Genomic DNA, 16,658 nt, shown 5'->3' on the forward strand with positions numbered 1-16,658 from the left:
GCCGCCACCCAAGCCCGCAAAGCCCAGCCCAGCCCCACCCTGGCCGAGATGACCCGCAAGATCACCGCAGCCCTCGACGCCGCTTGATCGGACGCCGATCCACGCAGTCACGCCACCATCCCCGCAGCGACGTCGGACCTCGGCCCTGGGCCGAGGTCCGACGTCGTTGCCCGTACCACTCGGCTTTGCCTGTAGACCGGACGGCGAGCACGTCCGAGCGTTCACCGCCCAGCAGTACCGTCGCACCATTGCCGACGGCGTCGTCGACACCAGACTCCACCTCCCTCCGACTCGGTGGTCGCCGTAGTGCCCTCCTCCGTCGGCTACCTTCCAGGTCAGCTGCGGACATGCGAGGATGGTGATATCGGAAGCAGCGGCGACGTCCAAACCCAATTCCCGCCCACGCCGCACATCTGAGTCGGTATTTGCCTGTCAGCGAGAGCGAGGCACACGTGATGCAGATGCGAGCAGCCCGCATGTACGGATACCAGGAACCGCTTCGGATCGAAGAGGTTCCGGTGTCCGAGCCCGCGCCGGACGAGATTCTGCTGAAGGTCGCCGCGGCGGGCATGTGCCGAAGCGACTACCAACTCCTCGACGGCTACTTCAAGGATCCGTTCCCCGTGGAGTTTCCCTACATCCCCGGCCATGAGATCACCGGTCGAGTGGCGGGACTGGGCACCGCCGTGCCTACCACGGTCGGCTACGCCGAAGGTGACATGGTCGTGGTGAATCCCAGCTGGGGCGACGGCACGTGCCGGCAGTGCCGCGAAGGCAACGAACAGCTGTGCAGCGGCAACGGCCGGTGGGTGGGGTTCGGCCCGCCAGGAGGCTTCGCCGAGTACATGGCCGTGGAGTACCGCCATGCGATCCCGGTCTCCGAGGACGCCGCGAAAGCACCCGAACTCCTCGCGCCGATGACCGACGCGGGCATGACCCCGTACCGAGGGATGCGGAAGCTACGGGACGCGGGCAAGCTAGGTCCCGGTCGCACCGTCGCAGTCACGGGCATCGGCGGGCTGGGAAGCTACGCGGTCCAATACGCGAAGCTGCTCGGAAGCGGCGCGACCGTGGTCGCGCTCGCGCGCACGGACAGCAAACTGAACGTAGCGAAGGAGAACGGCGCGGACCACGGGATCAATGTCAAGGACAAGTCCACCGAGGCTATCCAAGACGAACTGGAGAGGCTGACCGGTCGGAGAACAATCGATGCCATCCTGGACTGCGTCGGCAGCGAGGCATCCGTCTCAATGGGATTCGACCTGCTGGGCCCTGAAGGCGCACTGGCGGCGGTCGGCCTCATGAGCCACCGTGTCGAGCACCGTCAGTTCCCCTTCGTAGGCACAGAGCTGTCCTATTTCGGTTCCTTCTGGGGCAACCACTTGGACCTCGTCGAGGTGCTCTCCCTCGCCGAAGCCGGCCTCATCAAACACAACGTCACCAAGGTCGAGCTCGAAGACATCAACGAGAATCTGCAAGCCCTGGGTCGCGGCGACGTCGTCGGACGCCAGGTCATCGTTTTCGAGTGAAGCTTCCGGTGGGCAGAACCCGGAGGGCGGCCACCGGCAATAGTCCCGCATCCTGCGACGTCTCTCCGCCAGAGATCGGCGACAAGAGCTGCCACCTACCTCGGGCCCTCACTTTTGCGCGAGGGCCGGACACCTGCCAGCAGCACAGGTCGTCACATATCTGCACGCGCCGACGAACACCGCGGCAAGGCAACCCGACTCGCCCCCGATGCCCGCGCTCTTATTGGCCGGTTCGGTCGCTAGCAGGACATGATCATGCCCTCCGCGACCGACCCGACGGCTCCGTTCACCAACAACGAAGCCGCGCCCACCGTCCCTGTCACCAAGGAGGTGAACAGCTCCTCGCTCTCTATGCCTCCGGAAGGTCGCCGAAGGCCTTCACGGCCCTTTCGGCTGCGCTACGCGCACTTGCCGGATTGGCTCCAGTAATGACTCGGCCGGCAGTTATGGAGTAGTCGTCGAACGGATGCATCGGAGAGCTGTAGTCTGCTCCCACGCTGCTCACTGCTTCGACGACCGGGATTACCCCGTCGGATTCGAGTTTCTCGAGGACACTCAAGACAATCTCGCCCTCGATCGTGAATCCGGTCACGGTTTTCCCTTCGACAACCGAATTACCGGTTTTGGAGTCGATAATCTTGGGCAGGATCACAGGTCCATGGCATATGGCGGCGACTATACCTCCCCGAGTCCAGACGTCTTCGCCGATAATCTGAAGCCCTCGAGCGGTTGGATAATCATAGAGTGCCGCGTGCCCGGCAGAAGCGAAGAACAATCCGTACTCCCCTTTCTTCAAGTCGGATGCTTTCCTCAATTGTGAATTCAACTTTACGTTGAACGGGTGCTCCGGGTTATCGAAGACCGCCTTGTCGTCACCCGCCAGAAATCGTTCGGTAAGCGAGAGATCATCCAAACCGAATGTGCCCGTTTCTGTGGCTAGATCCACTTCGAACCCAGCCTGCGTAAACACTTCGAATGGATGGAGGGCCTCGGTGAAAAAGAGACCGGTCTTTGTGCCGTCCGGATAGATTACCCCGTTGTAGCTACTAATGGCGATCAGCGCCTTGCGGGGAAGATTCTCGGGCATGATTCACCTCTTCGGGTTGCTTCTTATTGATCGCGTCTCGTCAGGCCTGGCACGTTTCTCGTGCCGACTCTTCCAGCCGACCGACGGTTGCCCACTCTTGCTGGAGGCTTTACCACGAAGTACAACCTCGCGAATTCTTTGTACCGTCGCCCCTTCGGCCGACGCTGCATCGTCCAGGCAATGTCAGGGTGCTGGACATTGCTGCTATTTTACCAGCACATGCTTATTGAGCCGAAATTGTTCGGTTTCCTCGATTCGGGTCGCGGACGCAGAGTGCACCGAAGTTGCCGCAGAGGACGAACTGGTCACTCTGAGTGTCCATTTCACCCGCAGCGAGATCTGAAAGCCTTACACGGTCGTGGAACGAAACCTATACACCGGGCATAACCCCGCGTCCTCCGGGCCGCTGGCCCAGGAATTGTTTGACCGGGTGGACGTTCGGGATCGCCGCGATGACCTGGGAAGGCGTATCCAGCGTGACTGTCATGCGCCGACGGAGGAGGCGGGGAACTAGTCTCGACGACTGCTGGCCGCCCCCGGCGATTGATCTCGGCTACGACGCCGGTGAGACCTTCGGGCGCCGCTTTGTGGAGCGGATCACCAAGACCCGTTCCGAGTGGTAGCTCGCCGTACCCCTTGGTAGGTTTCGGCTTGTTCGCGCAGCGTCGCGCATCACCTTCAGCCTTTCCGCAGAGCCTTCCTTCGATCCACAGTTTGTGCGCCTCTTTCGTCATCGAACGAGGCGGGAATCGTCATACCACACAGCCGATTTCGCGGTAATTCTCGACGGCGAAGTCGGCGGCGGCACCCCGCTTGCCGCCGCCGTGGCTGTCCTGTCCCATCAAGCCTTGGAGAACCGGTGGCAATCACACGACCTCACCAGCCCGCGGAATTCGACGCGGTCATCTTCGACTACAACGGCGTCATCGGCCTGCAGCCCACCGTTCCTATGTGGAGCAGGCTCGCCGAACTCGCCGGATGGCACGCAGACCAGCTCGGACACTTCAAGAATGCTTTCTGGAGCGCACGCGAACCCTACGATTCCGGCGAGTTCGACGACGCGGACTTCTGGACCGCCGTGCTCGGCCATCACCCGGAGCCGGAACTGCTCGCCCGATTGCGCGCCGTCGACACCGCGCTGTGGACCCGGACCGACGACCGCGTTGTCGCACTCCTGCACCATGCCGTGCGGGCAGATCTCCCGATGGTGCTGCTCTCCAACGCACCCCATGCGGTCAGCGATGCCCTCGACGCCTCCGACTGGCGCACTCTGATGACCGACGCTCTCTACTCGGCCAGGCTCGGCATGAACAAACCCCACCCCGACACCTACCGAAACGCGCTCGCCGCGACCGGAGTTCGCGATCCCGGCCGCGTCCTGTTCGTCGACGACCGTGCCGACAACTGCGAAGCCGCCGCTCGCCTCGGCCTGTGCGCTCTCCACTACACCGGCTCACCCGCCGATATCGAGAATCAACTCCGCCTGGCCGCCGTCGCCGCGTAGGTCCCCGAGGATCGTCACGGGATTTCCGGGGTCGGCACAACAGCGCTTGCCGGTCGGTGTCGTTCTACATCGCCTCTGCACAGTTCCCGCCCCGCCACGGCGGCATTCGTCGACCGGCCACGAGGTTCGGGGGCAGCGCCTGAGTGATGCGCCACGGGCGGCCTGACAGTTCACCCGCTTCGAGGGGCGAGAGCGATCCTCCGTCAGTGGGCTCAGGTTCCCGTCCGGTGCGAGTCCCGGGTTTCCGAGGTACTCGCGAAGGCGCCACGGCCGGACCAGACAGCGAGGGTAACCAAGGCCAGCAGCACACCGGCGAATACCAGGACCGCGGGCAGTGAGACGGCGTCGACGACCGCGCCGCCGGCCAGTGCGCCGAGCCCGATCGTCAGGTTGAACACCGCGACCCACAGGGCAGAGGCTGCTTCGACCGCCTTGGGAGCTGCCGTGATCATCCACGTCTGCAGGCTGAACCGCAGCAAGCGGTTTGCGCAATGCCACAAAGACAGCAGTGGGTCCAACGCCCGATAACCCGAACCCGCTGACGGTCGATGGCCCAGAGATTCGGATGAACCTCACGATATTTTCTGCCTCAGTTCGACAGCGTCTGCGCCACCACACCCAACTCGAGAGCAACATCCGCCACCGGACGGGACCGCTGGACCACATCCTTCGCCGCCGTCTCCCGAAACTCGGGCGATTACCGCGACCGCGAATTCTTCCTTGCCACAACAACTCCGGTGTCAGTGAACCCCGATCCTCGTCGGGCGCCACTGTCCGAGAACCTTCCGGCACCTCGCTACCGGGTCAATTCGAGCCTCATCAGCTCGGCGAGAACGATCCGCTCGTCGCGCCGACCTCAGCCGCACACCGGAGCCGGGAGTCGAACCCATGTCGCTTTCAGTACTAGATATGTCGCTTCCGACAATGGGGCCGACCCGACTGCGACATCTACTGTGTTCACGACAACGACAAACCCTCTCAGAGACCGGGTGGCGATGACTGACACCGACGGCATCCACCGCGTCCACCGGACCGTGACCGAAGTCGAGTTCGGAGTCGATTATGTTGTATCGCAATGTAATTCACACGACTGGTCGAGCGCCGAGATAGCCGGCGTACTGCCCGCACCGGACGATGGGCACAGCGGCCGCACCACAAGCGCTATGAAGTCCGCGTCGGGCTCGACCTGGAACCTGACCTACCTATGACCTTCTCTCGACGCGCGTGACCCAGGCAGCCGCCTTTGCTCACCGACCACCTTCGCCGGATTCCTCCAACGTCTGGAGTCACCGCTATGGCCACAGAACAGACCTCGGCGTCCGCGCCCCACACCACCACGCCCCGACCCTGCCCCGTCCAGCACGGATCACCCATCAGTCCGGACATCGCACAAGTTTGTCTGCGCAGCCGGAAATTCGCCGCTGATCCACACAACGGCTACCGCACGATGCGCAGCCAGTACGGCTCGATCGCTCCGATGGAGTTGGCACCGAATGTGCCCGCGACCTTGGTTCTCGGATACCACACCGCGTTGCGAATCCTCAATGACCCCGACCATTTTCCGGCCGATCCACGAACCTGGCAGCAGAGCATTCCCGACGACTCTCCCATTCGACCGATGTTGGAATGGCGTCCGAATGCACTGCGTAACAGCGGAGCAGCGCATGCTCGCTATCGGCAGACGTATACCGCGAGTATCGACGGGATCGATCTGCACGCCCTGCATTTCACGGTCGAGAAGATCGCGACCCCGCTGATCAACAGCTTCTGCGCGGCCGGTTCGGCCGACTTGATCTCCCAGTACGCGTTCCCGCTCGTCTTCGCGGTCCTCAACCAAATGGTCGGCTGCTCGGCGGAACTGGGGCAGCGGGTCGCGACCGGCATGGCCGCACTCTTCGATACCGTCGAGGCTGCCCACGGCATGCAGATGCTCAGCGAGGCTCTGATGGAGTTGATTCAGCTGCGACGCGCGGAGCCCGCGGACGACGTCACGTCGCGGCTTGTGCATCATCCGGCCAACCTCGATGACATGGAGATGCTTTCCCAGCTGATCAGCTTTTACGGTGCGGGTATCGAACCGCAGCAGAATCTGATCACCAACACCCTGTTGCTGATGCTGACCGACGACCGGTTCGGCGGCGATGTGCTCGGTGGCAGCCTGTCGACCCGTGACGCGCTCGATGAGGTGCTCTTCAACGACCCACCGTTGGCCAACTTCTGCGCAACATACCCGCGGCAGCCGATGCTGATCGACAACACCTGGTTGCCTGCGCACCAGCCCGTTCTCATCAGCCTAGCCGGATGCAACAACGATCCCGAAATCCGTGGTGGGGACCGCACCGGTAATCGCTCACACCTGGCATGGAGCGCCGGACCGCATGCTTGCCCGGCCAAGTCCGTGGCATACCTGATCGTGCAGGATGCCATCGACCAACTTCTCGACGCCCTCCCCGAGATGCGACTGGCTGTGCCGCCTGAGGAGCTGGTTTGGCGACCGGGCCCGTTCCACCGGGCTATGTCGGCGTTCCCGGTTGTCTTCCCGAAATCCCTTCCGTTGAACATCATGCAAGAAGCCGCCCAATGGTGAACCGATCGGAAATGCAGACCGGCGATCTAGGCTGATCAATCCGAACCACCCGACGGCCGAAGGGACCTTCGGCAAAATTCTGAGCCCATCCGCCAAGCGCCGAACTGCGGCGCGGCTCACCGGCAGAGCGGCGAGCCGCGCGTGTCGGGGTATCGATCAGGAATGTTGTTGAACCGCATGCTCGCCGGCGATTCGACCGAATGTGAGCGAGCGCAGCACAGAGGTGGCGGGCGGGTATTCGTGGTAGAAGAGTCCGGTGACTTCGCCTGCGGCGTAGAGGTTCGGGATGGGTGCCCCGTTCGGTAGCACTACGCGGGCATCTGTGTCGGTCCGCACGCCACCGAAGGTGAAGGTGATGACCGCGGTGAGCGGGTAGCCGATGAACGGTGGCGTGTCGAGAGGAACCGCCCAGTTGGCCTTGGCAGGCGTGATGCCGACGGTCCTCTTGCCGTCGAATCGGGTGTGATCGAACTCGCTGTCGGTTGTTGCCGCGTTGAAGGTGTCGACCGTTTCTTGCAGCGCCTCGGCGTCGAGGCCGAGCTTCTGCGCGAGTTCGCCTAGACTGTCGGCCCTTTCCGGTGGCAGGTCGCTGAGGAATCCGGCCTCGATACCAGGGATGGCGAGCGTCTTCGCGTCCGCGATCCAGTATGCCTTCTGGTTCTGGTTCTTCCAGATCTCGTAGCCGATCTTTTCGAATGTGTTGTCCCAGGTGTCGATTCCTTCGTCGAAGAATCGCTCGGCCTGCTGGTTGACGAAGATCCCAGCGATGTAGCTGTAGAGAACGGCGTTGGGCTTGCTCGTGCGGGAGTCGGAGGGTTCGGCGTGGATCATGTCGAACTGTCCTGCGGTGTCGGCGCCGAGTTCGAGTGCCATGCGGAGACCGTCGCCGCGGTTGTTGGCGACGCCGGGGGCGATGAGCGGGAGATCGCACGCACGCTCGCCGATGTATCTGGTGAGAACCTCGTAGTTGCCTTCGAAACCGCCACAGGCCAACACGACCGAGCGGCCTGTGAGTTGGCGGGTGCGACCGTCGGATCCACGGACAACGAGACCGCTGACGGCGCCGGAGTCGTCGGTGATGAGCCGGACGGCTTCGGTTTCGTAGCGGAAGTCGACGTTGGGGAAAGATTCGAGCTTGGCAGCGAGTGCCTCGACGATGGATCGGCCGCCGCCTTCCGGCATTCCCGGTGGGGTCGTCGATGCGACGCCTTTGTCGAACCGGTGCGCGAGCGGAAACTCGTCGAAACGCAGCTTCACGCCACGTTCTTCGATGAACGACAAAGTTTTCGGAACCTCGCGTTCGAGCTTGCGGAGGTAAGCGGTGTCAGTACGCCCGCCGGACACTCGGTCCAGGTGGTCGACGTAATCGGGGTCGAAGGTACGGTCTTCCGTCACCCGCAGGAACGCGTCTGTCCATCGGGTAGCGCCGCCTCGTTCTTCTTTGATCGACCGCTCGAGGATGGCGATGCGCCGTGGCGGGTCCAGTGTTTCGGTGGCTTCGGCGTAGGTGAGTGATGCAGCGAGCCCGGCGGCTCCGCATCCTACGACGATCAGGTCGTAGTTCGTTGATGATGTCATGGTGATCTCCAGTTATGTCGGGCGATTGCAGATACTGTTCGACTTCACCGCAGTGCGAACGGATCTCCGATAGCGTCGGGATTCGACTCGAACCAGATCGCTTCGGGCTGGGTGAATTCGGCGAATTCGTCAACTCCGTTCTCTCGTCTGTTTCCGCTGTTCTTCATCCCCCGCGTAGTCGGCAAGTGAATTCGCCCCGCGATTTCGCGAATGGCTCATCGCAGCAGTACCTCATGTGACGGCGGCCCGGGGTGAGAGCCGGTTCTCGTCACGGGCGCGAAAATGGCCGGGACCAGCGTTACCCCAGTTCGAGGGGTCTGCGGCCGGAAACCGGTCCCCACACCGCGATCAGAGCGATCATCAGCGCCAAGGCAATGGTGATGATCGTGAAAACCGCTGCGGGGCCGCGATGGTCCAACAGCGGCAATAGCAGGAACGGCTGCACGGCCGTGCTCAGTTTCGACAATGCGTACGTCGCGCCGGATGCCGTGCCTCGGACACTGGTCGGGAAGGACTCGGGCAGGTACGTGTGCAGGGCGTCCGAGAACACATTGCTGGCCAGCGTGAACAATCCGCCAGAGACCAGAATCAGTGGCACGGTAGTCGCGCCGCCGAACACCAAACCGAATAGCGCCATCAGCGCGGCGCTGCCCATCACCAGGTACTTGCGCTCGGCGCGCTCCATCAGCGGAATGGCCAGCAGCGAACCGAGCGGGTAACCCAGATACGTAATGGACAGATAGCCCAGCGAATGCACGACGGTGAAGCCCTTGCTCTGCAGCACCAACACTGCCAGCGTGCCGAAACCGTAGTAGCCGAAGACCTGCAGGATCATCACTGCGGAGAACAAGCTCGTCCGGCGGCGGAACGGCCGACGCAGAATCTCGGCGAACGGAACCGATTCGGGGCGCTGCGCCCGACGCTCCAGCCATTGCGGCGACTCCGGCATTCGACGTCGCGCGACGAACACCAAAACCGCACCGAAACCGCCTAACACGAACAGCCACCGCCACCCGGTCACACCCAGCGGATGCAGTGGAACGAGCCAACGCGCCAGGAACCCAACCGTAGGCACCGCACAGAACCCGATCGTGTAGGCAATTGCGATCATCCGACCGCGCACCCGCGCGGGCATCACCTCCGACAGGTAGGTGTCGGACAGCGCCAACTCCGCTCCGATACCCAGACCAGCCAGCACGCGGGTAGCCATCAGGAACCACACGTTCGGGCTGAACGCACCCAGCAACGTAAAGCCCGCGTACAAGCCGATATTCAGCATGAACATACGACGGCGACCGTAGACGTCCGACAGCCGTCCGAGCACCAGTGCGCCGACGAACTGACCCGCGAACGCGGACGCCAGGATGCCGCTCAACTCGGAGATGGACAGGTGCAGCTGCTGCCTGAGCACACCCGTGATCGTTCCAGCCAGGAACAGCTCGTACAGATCGAAGAACAACCCCATACCAACAAGCGCGACGAGCTTGTAGTGCGCACGACCGAGCGGCAGCTCGTGCAACGGTACTGCGGGCGCGGGGACCGCGCCTATGACTGGACCCGTTTCCTGCGACTTATCTTGCGTTGTCATCGATGACCCAATCCTGCACTCGCCTCGAAGCCGCCCCGGCGAACACGACCGGTCGTCGAGTCCACCGCCGACGTGAATGGCCTTGTTGTCCGCGAATCCGACGGCCGCACATGGCAATTCACCGGCTCAGTACGGGAGGGGGGCAAGAGTTCGGGTGGCTTCGGCATCGGGCCGTAGTTCAACGATGACGTCATTGTGATCTCCATGTGGTGAGGGGTGTCGCGCGATCGCGGGCGATTGCAGATGTTGTCGGACTTCACCGCAGTGCGAACGGATCTCCGATAGCGTCGGGATTCGACTCGAACCAGATCGCTTTGGGCTGAGTGAATTCGGCGAATCCGTCGATGCCGTTTTCTCGTCCGTGTCCGCTGCTCTTTATCCCGCCGAACGGTGTTGCGTACTGAAGTGCTCGGTAGGTGTTGACCCACACCGTTCCGGCTTCCAGTTCTCGTGAGACACGGTGCGCGGTGTGGTAGTTCGATGTCCAGACACCCGCCGCCAGGCCGAAATCGGTGTCGTTCGCGATCGCGATCGCCTCGTCCTCGTCGCGGAAACGAATGACGGACAGCACTGGGCCGAACAGTTCGTTCTGCGCGACCGCCATGTCGTTGGTCACTCCGTCGAGCACGGTCGGCGGATAGAACCAGCCGGCGGCGGGTTTGGCTCCGTTGGGCCCGCCGGCGAGGACCCGCGCGCCCTGCTCGAGCGCTTCATCAACCCGTTGGGTGACGCCGTTGAGGATCTTCGGTTGCGACATCGGACCCATCTCGGTCGTCGGCGTGGTGGGGTTGCCGAGAATGACCGCTCGCGCACGGTCGGCGACGGCCTCGACCAAACGGTCCGCGATCGTGTCCTGGACGAGTAGGCGCGACCCGGCGATGCATGTCTGACCGGCAGCGGCGAAGATGCCGCCGATGACTCCGTTGACAGCAGTGTCGATGTCGATGTCGTCGAAGAAGATGTTGGCTGATTTGCCACCGAGTTCGAGGACGGTCTGCTTGAGCCCCTCAGCCGCCCGCGAGGTGACCGAACGTGCTGAGTCGATGCCTCCGGTGAAGAAGACCTTCTTCGTTGCCGGGTGACCGACGAGGGCGTCGCCGGCTTCGTGGCCGAATCCGGTGACGACGTTGAAGCATCCATCGGGCAGGCCGGCTTGCTTGGTGAGTTCGCCGAGCAGCAGCAACGACAGGGAGTTGACCTCTGGGGGCTTGACCACGACGGTGTTGCCGGCGGCGAGGGCGGGCGCGATACTCATGGCGCCCAGCAGCATCGGCGAATTGAACGCGGGAATGACACCGATGACGCCATAGGGCTCGCGCACAGTGATCGCGGTCAGGGTTCGGCTGTCGTGCGGGATCTGACGGCCTTCCATGTGCAATGCGAGCGAGGCGTAGTAGTGGTACCAGGTCCGCAGCATGCTCTGTTGTGTGTGGACTTCGCGGATGACTTTCCCGGCGTCACGTGATTCGAGGGCGGCCAGCTCGTCGGCGCGCTCGCCGATGAGATCGCCGATCTTCCACAGGATTTCGGCTCGTACGCTCGGGCCGGTGCGTTTCCACGTGCGGAACGCGGTGTGGGCGGCGCCGACCGCTTCGTCGATGTCGTCGGCATTTCCGCGCGCGATTTCGGCCCAGGGGCGGGTAGTCATCGGGTCGTCGGTGGGCAGATACTCGCTGGAGGCAGGGGCGGCCTTCTTGCCGTTGATCCAGTGGTCGTGTCGTGGCAGTGACATCATGCGCGGACCGACCCGACGGCTTCGCGGTACACGACGACATCGGGCTGGAACGCCAGTTCCCTGGGGTCGAGGTCGTTGGCGAGGTAGTCGTGCAGCTGCTCGGCGGCGCCGGTGGCGAATTCCTCGAACGCTTCCTCGACGGTCCAACCGATATGGGGAGTCAGTACCACGTTGGGTAGCGTGCGCAGCGGAGAGTCGGCGGGCAGGGGTTCGTGCGCGAACACGTCGAGACCTGCGGCGCGCAGCGGTCCGTCGCGCAGCACTTCGGCGAGTGCCGCCTCGTCGACGATGGCGCCGCGGGCGGTGTTGACCAATACCGATCCCGGTTTCATCGACCGCAAGCGGTCTGCGGTGAGCAGCCCTCGGGATTCGTCGGACAGGCGCAGATGGACACTGACCACGTCCGAGGTTCCGAGCAGTTCCTCCATAGACAATCGAGGAATCCCGTCGGTGGCGGTGGTGGAACTGCCTGGCCGGGCCCAGGTCACTACCTCCATGTCGAATGCCTGCGCCAGCCGGGCCACAGCACGGCCTTGCAAGCCCATTCCGAGGATGCCGATGCGTCGACCACGCAAGGTGGCACCGAGGTGTCCGTTCCACAGTCCGGCATCCGAGTCGCGGATCGCTGCGGGCAGTTTCCGCAGCGCGGCGATCATCAGGCCGATGGTGAGCTCGCGCACAGCGGCCTCGCACGCGTCGCTGCGCCGCCATAGCGGTACCGAGATCCCGCGCCGCGCTGCCTCGACCTGATCGATGTGATACGCGTGCCCGCCGGTCTGCAGGATCAGCTCCAGGTTGGGCATGCGATCGAACAGCTCGCGGTCGAAACGAGTGCGCTCGCGGACAGCCATCACGATCTGTACACCACGCAACTCCTCGTCGGTGAGCTCGCCGATCGGACCGTCGAGAACCGACGCATCTGCCAGCTCCCGCAGGTGGGCGTATCCCGCGGACCGGCGCAGTCGGCCCTCCCAATCATCGAGGACGAGTAAGCGGGGTTTGCTGCGGCTCATGGAGACTCCTTCTGGGGCTATCAGACGTTCATCGCACATCCGAAATTGACTTCGTATTTGCGAATCCATTGTAACTATCGTCACAGCCGACGGAAGTTGTCAACAACTTTGCCGAAGGCATCTGCCATCCGCACTCGGTCACGACCTGAGCACGTCTCGACAACAGGACCTCGCGTGGAAGCTCCACAATTTTCAGCGCGGGTGAAGCTCGCGCCGGTCCGTTTCGCATCGGATCGCCTGCGGCGCGGCCGGGGGTCGCAGCCGCCGGCATGCGCCACCCCGGCTTGCCTATTTGCCCCGTTGACGCCGGTTCTGTCCGGGCCGTTGACTTTCACCAGCGAACATCGCAAACTCGAATCTGAATTCGTAACTACGAAGTGAAGGATTGACGGTGCCTGCTTCTACGCTCCCGTTGACCGGTATTCGGATCGCAGACTTCTCCTGGGTCGGCGCCGGACCGTTCATGACGAAACCGCTCGCCGATCACGGCGCGGAAGTGATCAAGGTGGAGTCGCGGACGCGCACCGACGTCATCCGGAGCATGCCGCCGTTCCGACATCGCATAGCGGGTGTCGATCGAAGCGGGTACTTCGCCAACCGGAACTCCAGCAAAAAATCGATCTGCCTGGATCTGCGTGATGAGTTCGGTCGGGAGCTGGCCCTGCGACTGATCGCCAAGAGCGACATCGTCGTGAACAACTTCACGCCGGGAACGATGGATCGCCTCGGCGTCGGCTATGCGGCGGCGCGCGCGGTGCGCGGCGACATCATCTACCTGGAGATGCCGATGCAAGGCAACGCGGGCCCGCACAAGGGGTTCCGCGGATATGGATTGTCGATCGGCGCTGTAGGTGGCCTACTCGGACTCAGCGGCTATCCAGACCGACTCCCAGTCGGCACCGGCACCAACTATCCCGATCATGTACCCAATCCGCTGCACGGCGCGATCGCATTGCTCGCAGCACTGCGACACCGACGCCACACCGGGCAGGGAAGCTATATCGAACTGGCACAACTCGAATCGACGATCAACGCGATCGGGCCCGCGATGGTGGCGGCGGCTAATGGCCTGCCGGTGGAGCGCATGGGCAACGCCGACCTCGAGGCAGCACCATCGGGCGTTTATCCCTGCGCCGGCACAGACGCGTGGTGCACCATCACGGTCACCGGCGACGCACAGTGGGCGAAATGCGCGAGCGTGCTCGACGCCGCCGACCTGGCCGAGGCTGGGTCGGGATTCGAGTCCGTGGGCCTGCGGCGCCGAAACCGTGCCGAGCTCGACAATGAGATCAGTACTCGCACCGCACGATTCCAATCGTTCGAACTCGCCGAGGCGCTCTGCGAGGCGGGTATACCAGCAGCTGCCGTAGCAAACAGCGAGGACCTGATGTGTCGCGATCCACAGCTGCGCGCTCGCGGTCACTTCGTGAGCCTCGACCATCCGGTGATGGGGCCCTCGATTTACAACAACATTCCCTACCGGCTCGGTCGCACCCCAGGTCGTTTGCGATCTGCCGCGCCGATGCTCGGCGCACATTCGCGAGAAGTCTGTACAGCTCTACTCGGCGTGAGCACTGCCGAGTATGAGCACGCACATGCCGAAGGAGTGCTCGGCTGATGAAGATCCAAACCGAGGACCACGGTCCGATCCGAGTGATCCGCTTGAATCGTCCAGAAGTCTTCAACGCCCTGGATCCAGACGCGATCATGCAGTTCCGCGCAGCGCTGATCGGCTTCCGCGATGACGACACCGCGTTGGTGGCCATACTCACCGGTGCCGGTGACAAGGCATTCTGCGCCGGTGCCGACCTCAAGAACACCTCCCCGCCGGATTCGGCCTTCGCGTCGAGCTACTTCTCCGCGCTCCAGACCGGCGTCGACAACGGTTCCTACGTCCGCGCGATGGTGTGGGACGACCTCGGTCTCACCAAGCCGATTATCGCCGCGGTCAACGGCCATGCCCTCGGTGGCGGTCTCGAACTCGCGCTGCAGTGCGACCTCAGGATCGCCTCGTCCAACGCCACCTTCGGCCTGCCCGAGGCTCGGTGGGCCAGCGTGCCCGGGGCCGGCGGAGTGTCGAATCTGTTGCGCGCAGTCCCTCGCGCCGTGGCGATGAAGATCGCCCTGACCGGCGACCGCATCGACGCAGCAGAAGCGCTGCGCGTCGGGTTGGTCAGCGATGTCGTCGAGTCCGACCGTTTGCCGGACCTCGCGCAAGCGACCGCCCAACGCATCGTCGCCAACGGCCCCCTCGCCGTACGAGCGATCACAGCCATGTCACGCACCGCCGACGACGTCCCGTTGAGCCGGTCCATCGCAATCGAGCAGATGTTGTGGGGCGCCCTGCGCGACACCGACGACCGCGCCGAAGGACGCCGAGCATTCGGCGACAAACGAAAGCCGACCTACCGCGGACGCTGACCAACTCGACAAGAACGCCCACCGATCCGAGAGGACCCCGTGTCTACTTCACTCCCAGACCGCCAGTACGTCGGCGAGGACTGGTATGTACAGCCGCCGACAGGCGGGCTCCAACTACGCGTCAGCGACTGCAACCACTGTGGGAAGCGATGGTTTCCCCCGCGGTTCGCGTGCTCGTCGTGCGCCTCGCACGATCTCACCCAGAACCGGACCGGAAACACCGGCATCGCGTACGCCTCCAGCCACGTGCACGTTGGTAGCGGCGCGTGGCCCAAGAGCTACGTCTTGTCCTACATCGACATCGACAGAGTGCGGGTGCTCATGCACACCGACAGCGATCGCTCACTCGACCCGGATACGCCGGTCCGACTGGTGCTGGGCCGGATCGGCACCGCCGACGACGTCGAGCTGTGGTCTTACCGCGCACAACCCGACCTGATCACCCAGGAGAGCCAGCGATGAACGGCGTCTACCTTGTCGCCGCGGCCGTCATGCCGTTCGGCAAGCACGAAGACAGCAGCCCGGCGGAACTGGGCGGAACTGCGGCGCTCGACCTCATCAACTCCGTGGGCCTCAACCCGGAACACATCGATATCGGCTTCGTGGGATCGGTATACGGCGGGTCGCTGATAGCCCAACGCGTGCTGCAACGTGCCGGCATCTCGGGACAGCCGGTCTTCTCGGTCGAGAATGCGTGTGCCAGTGGCGGATCCGCAGTCAACCTCGCCTTCCAGGCCATCGCTGCGGGAACCGCCGAAAGCGCGGTCGTCGTCGGTGTCGACCAATTGTCCACGTTCGGCGGTGGAGCTCTGCCGTTGACCACCGCCGACGCCGAAACCGCACAAGGTGTCGTCATGCCGGCGACCTACGCCATGCGGGCACAGCGGTATGTGCACGAGAGTGGCGCCGACTCCCAAGTGCTCGACCGCATTTCGGTCAAGAACCGCGCCAACGGCGCCGACAACGCCCGCGCCCATTTCCAGAAAGCCGTTACCCCCGAGGATGTGGCTTTGTCACGACCGGTCGCCGATCCACTCAAGCTCCTGCACTGCTGCCCCAATAGCGACGGTGCCGCAGCGGTACTGCTGTGCAACGCCGAGGTCGCGCGCACCCTGGCCGCCGACGTCGTGCGAGTCCGCGCGAGCGTCGTCAAATCTGGGACGTTCCACACATCCTTCCGTGACATGACCTGGCCCGATATCACCGAGCGCGCTGCACGTGCCGCCTATCAGATGGCGGGCATCGAACCGAACGATCTCGACCTCGTCGAACTGCACGACGCGTTCTCCATCGCCGAACTGCTGCACGCCGAAGCACTCGGAATCGCCGAGCGGTGGAAGGCCCACGCCGCCGTGGACGCCGGCGAATTCGATCGAGACGGCCGAATCGCCGTCAGCCCCAGCGGCGGATTGCTCTCCCGTGGCCACCCGGTCGGCGCGACCGGAGTCAGCCAAATCTGCGAAGCGTACTGGCAGCTCACCGGAACCGCAGGACCGCTGCAGGTACCAGGTGCCACCGTGGCTCTGACGCACACCACCGGCGGCGGAATCTTCGGCGTCGACAACGGTGCCTGCACCATCCATGTCCTGACCGCGGACTGAACCAGGAGAGACCGC

Annotated in this window: 13 protein-coding genes and 1 pseudogene; 7 read left to right on the forward strand and 7 right to left on the reverse strand. The window is 63.6% G+C overall.

Annotated elements, in window-relative coordinates:
* Nucleotides 1-455 precede the first annotated feature (455 nt).
* Complete coding sequence (locus tag AB0L58_RS32765) at nt 456-1,529, forward strand: NAD(P)-dependent alcohol dehydrogenase (protein WP_364392916.1); 1,074 nt, start codon at nt 456-458, stop codon at nt 1,527-1,529.
* A gap of 349 nt (nt 1,530-1,878) precedes the next feature.
* Here the strand turns inward: AB0L58_RS32765 and AB0L58_RS32770 are convergent, their stop codons facing one another.
* Entirely contained in the window at nt 1,879-2,616 is a 738-nt protein-coding gene (locus tag AB0L58_RS32770; protein ID WP_364392919.1) for a molecular chaperone Hsp31, read from the reverse strand.
* A gap of 859 nt (nt 2,617-3,475) precedes the next feature.
* Between AB0L58_RS32770 and AB0L58_RS32775 the strand changes: the two genes are divergently transcribed.
* Nucleotides 3,476-4,120, forward strand: coding sequence for an HAD-IA family hydrolase (locus tag AB0L58_RS32775; protein WP_364392922.1), 645 nt, complete (start codon nt 3,476-3,478; stop codon nt 4,118-4,120).
* A gap of 212 nt (nt 4,121-4,332) precedes the next feature.
* On the opposite strand, the gene AB0L58_RS32780 is transcribed toward AB0L58_RS32775, so the two are convergent.
* Nucleotides 4,333-4,572: a hypothetical protein gene (locus tag AB0L58_RS32780; RefSeq protein WP_364392924.1), complete on the reverse strand. Its 240-nt coding sequence runs from the start codon at nt 4,570-4,572 to the stop codon at nt 4,333-4,335.
* A gap of 137 nt (nt 4,573-4,709) precedes the next feature.
* A pseudogene (locus AB0L58_RS32785) lies at nt 4,710-4,805 on the reverse strand (hypothetical protein); the annotation flags it as partial.
* Nucleotides 4,806-5,414: 609 nt separating this feature from the next.
* Between AB0L58_RS32785 and AB0L58_RS32790 the strand changes: the two are divergent.
* Entirely contained in the window at nt 5,415-6,707 is a 1,293-nt protein-coding gene (locus AB0L58_RS32790) for a cytochrome P450 (RefSeq protein WP_364392926.1), read from the forward strand.
* A gap of 156 nt (nt 6,708-6,863) precedes the next feature.
* On the opposite strand, the gene AB0L58_RS32795 is transcribed toward AB0L58_RS32790, so the two are convergent.
* From AB0L58_RS32795 to AB0L58_RS32810, 4 genes are all read right to left on the reverse strand, one after another.
* Nucleotides 6,864-8,285, reverse strand: a complete 1,422-nt coding sequence (locus tag AB0L58_RS32795; protein ID WP_364392928.1) for an FAD-binding protein — start codon at nt 8,283-8,285, stop codon at nt 6,864-6,866.
* Nucleotides 8,286-8,583: 298 nt separating this feature from the next.
* Nucleotides 8,584-9,873 (reverse strand): MFS transporter, encoded by a 1,290-nt coding sequence (locus AB0L58_RS32800; RefSeq protein WP_364392931.1) that lies wholly within the window; start codon nt 9,871-9,873, stop codon nt 8,584-8,586.
* A gap of 256 nt (nt 9,874-10,129) precedes the next feature.
* The gene (locus AB0L58_RS32805; RefSeq protein WP_364392934.1) at nt 10,130-11,608 is read right to left on the reverse strand and encodes an aldehyde dehydrogenase; all 1,479 of its coding nucleotides are present in this window, start codon (nt 11,606-11,608) and stop codon (nt 10,130-10,132) included.
* Nucleotides 11,605-12,621 (reverse strand): NAD(P)-dependent oxidoreductase, encoded by a 1,017-nt coding sequence (locus AB0L58_RS32810; RefSeq protein ID WP_364392936.1) that lies wholly within the window; start codon nt 12,619-12,621, stop codon nt 11,605-11,607. The genes AB0L58_RS32805 and AB0L58_RS32810 overlap by 4 nt, the downstream gene beginning before the upstream one ends.
* Nucleotides 12,622-13,012: 391 nt before the next feature.
* On the opposite strand from AB0L58_RS32810, the gene AB0L58_RS32815 reads away from it, so the two are divergent.
* From AB0L58_RS32815 to AB0L58_RS32830, 4 genes are read left to right on the forward strand one after another with little or no spacing between them, the layout of a single operon-like run.
* A complete protein-coding gene (locus tag AB0L58_RS32815) occupies nt 13,013-14,239 on the forward strand; it encodes a CoA transferase (protein WP_364392938.1) in 1,227 nt (408 codons plus the stop codon).
* A complete protein-coding gene (locus AB0L58_RS32820; protein WP_364392941.1) occupies nt 14,239-15,042 on the forward strand; it encodes an enoyl-CoA hydratase-related protein in 804 nt (267 codons plus the stop codon). The genes AB0L58_RS32815 and AB0L58_RS32820 overlap by 1 nt, the downstream gene beginning before the upstream one ends.
* A gap of 39 nt (nt 15,043-15,081) precedes the next feature.
* Complete coding sequence (locus AB0L58_RS32825; protein ID WP_364392943.1) at nt 15,082-15,504, forward strand: hypothetical protein; 423 nt, start codon at nt 15,082-15,084, stop codon at nt 15,502-15,504.
* A complete protein-coding gene (locus AB0L58_RS32830) occupies nt 15,501-16,643 on the forward strand; it encodes a thiolase family protein (RefSeq protein ID WP_364392946.1) in 1,143 nt (380 codons plus the stop codon). The genes AB0L58_RS32825 and AB0L58_RS32830 overlap by 4 nt, the downstream gene beginning before the upstream one ends.
* Nucleotides 16,644-16,658: the final 15 nt, after the last annotated feature.

Origin of the sequence: Nocardia sp. NPDC052112 (genome assembly GCF_040680135.1) — a bacterium.
Lineage (GTDB): Bacteria > Actinomycetota > Actinomycetes > Mycobacteriales > Mycobacteriaceae > Nocardia.

Excerpts from the sequence above, each read along its gene's own strand:
- AB0L58_RS32805 (WP_364392934.1), bottom strand. The coding sequence starts at position 11,608 with ATGATGTCACTGCCACGACACGACCACTGGATCAACGGCAAGAAGGCC.
- AB0L58_RS32830 (WP_364392946.1), top strand. The coding sequence starts at position 15,501 with ATGAACGGCGTCTACCTTGTCGCCGCGGCCGTCATGCCGTTCGGCAAG.
- AB0L58_RS32780 (WP_364392924.1), bottom strand. The coding sequence starts at position 4,572 with ATGATCACGGCAGCTCCCAAGGCGGTCGAAGCAGCCTCTGCCCTGTGG.
- AB0L58_RS32810 (WP_364392936.1), bottom strand. The coding sequence starts at position 12,621 with ATGAGCCGCAGCAAACCCCGCTTACTCGTCCTCGATGATTGGGAGGGC.
- AB0L58_RS32765 (WP_364392916.1), top strand. The coding sequence starts at position 456 with ATGCAGATGCGAGCAGCCCGCATGTACGGATACCAGGAACCGCTTCGG.
- AB0L58_RS32800 (WP_364392931.1), bottom strand. The coding sequence starts at position 9,873 with ATGACAACGCAAGATAAGTCGCAGGAAACGGGTCCAGTCATAGGCGCG.
- AB0L58_RS32770 (WP_364392919.1), bottom strand. The coding sequence starts at position 2,616 with ATGCCCGAGAATCTTCCCCGCAAGGCGCTGATCGCCATTAGTAGCTAC.
- AB0L58_RS32790 (WP_364392926.1), top strand. The coding sequence starts at position 5,415 with ATGGCCACAGAACAGACCTCGGCGTCCGCGCCCCACACCACCACGCCC.
- AB0L58_RS32795 (WP_364392928.1), bottom strand. The coding sequence starts at position 8,285 with ATGACATCATCAACGAACTACGACCTGATCGTCGTAGGATGCGGAGCC.
- AB0L58_RS32820 (WP_364392941.1), top strand. The coding sequence starts at position 14,239 with ATGAAGATCCAAACCGAGGACCACGGTCCGATCCGAGTGATCCGCTTG.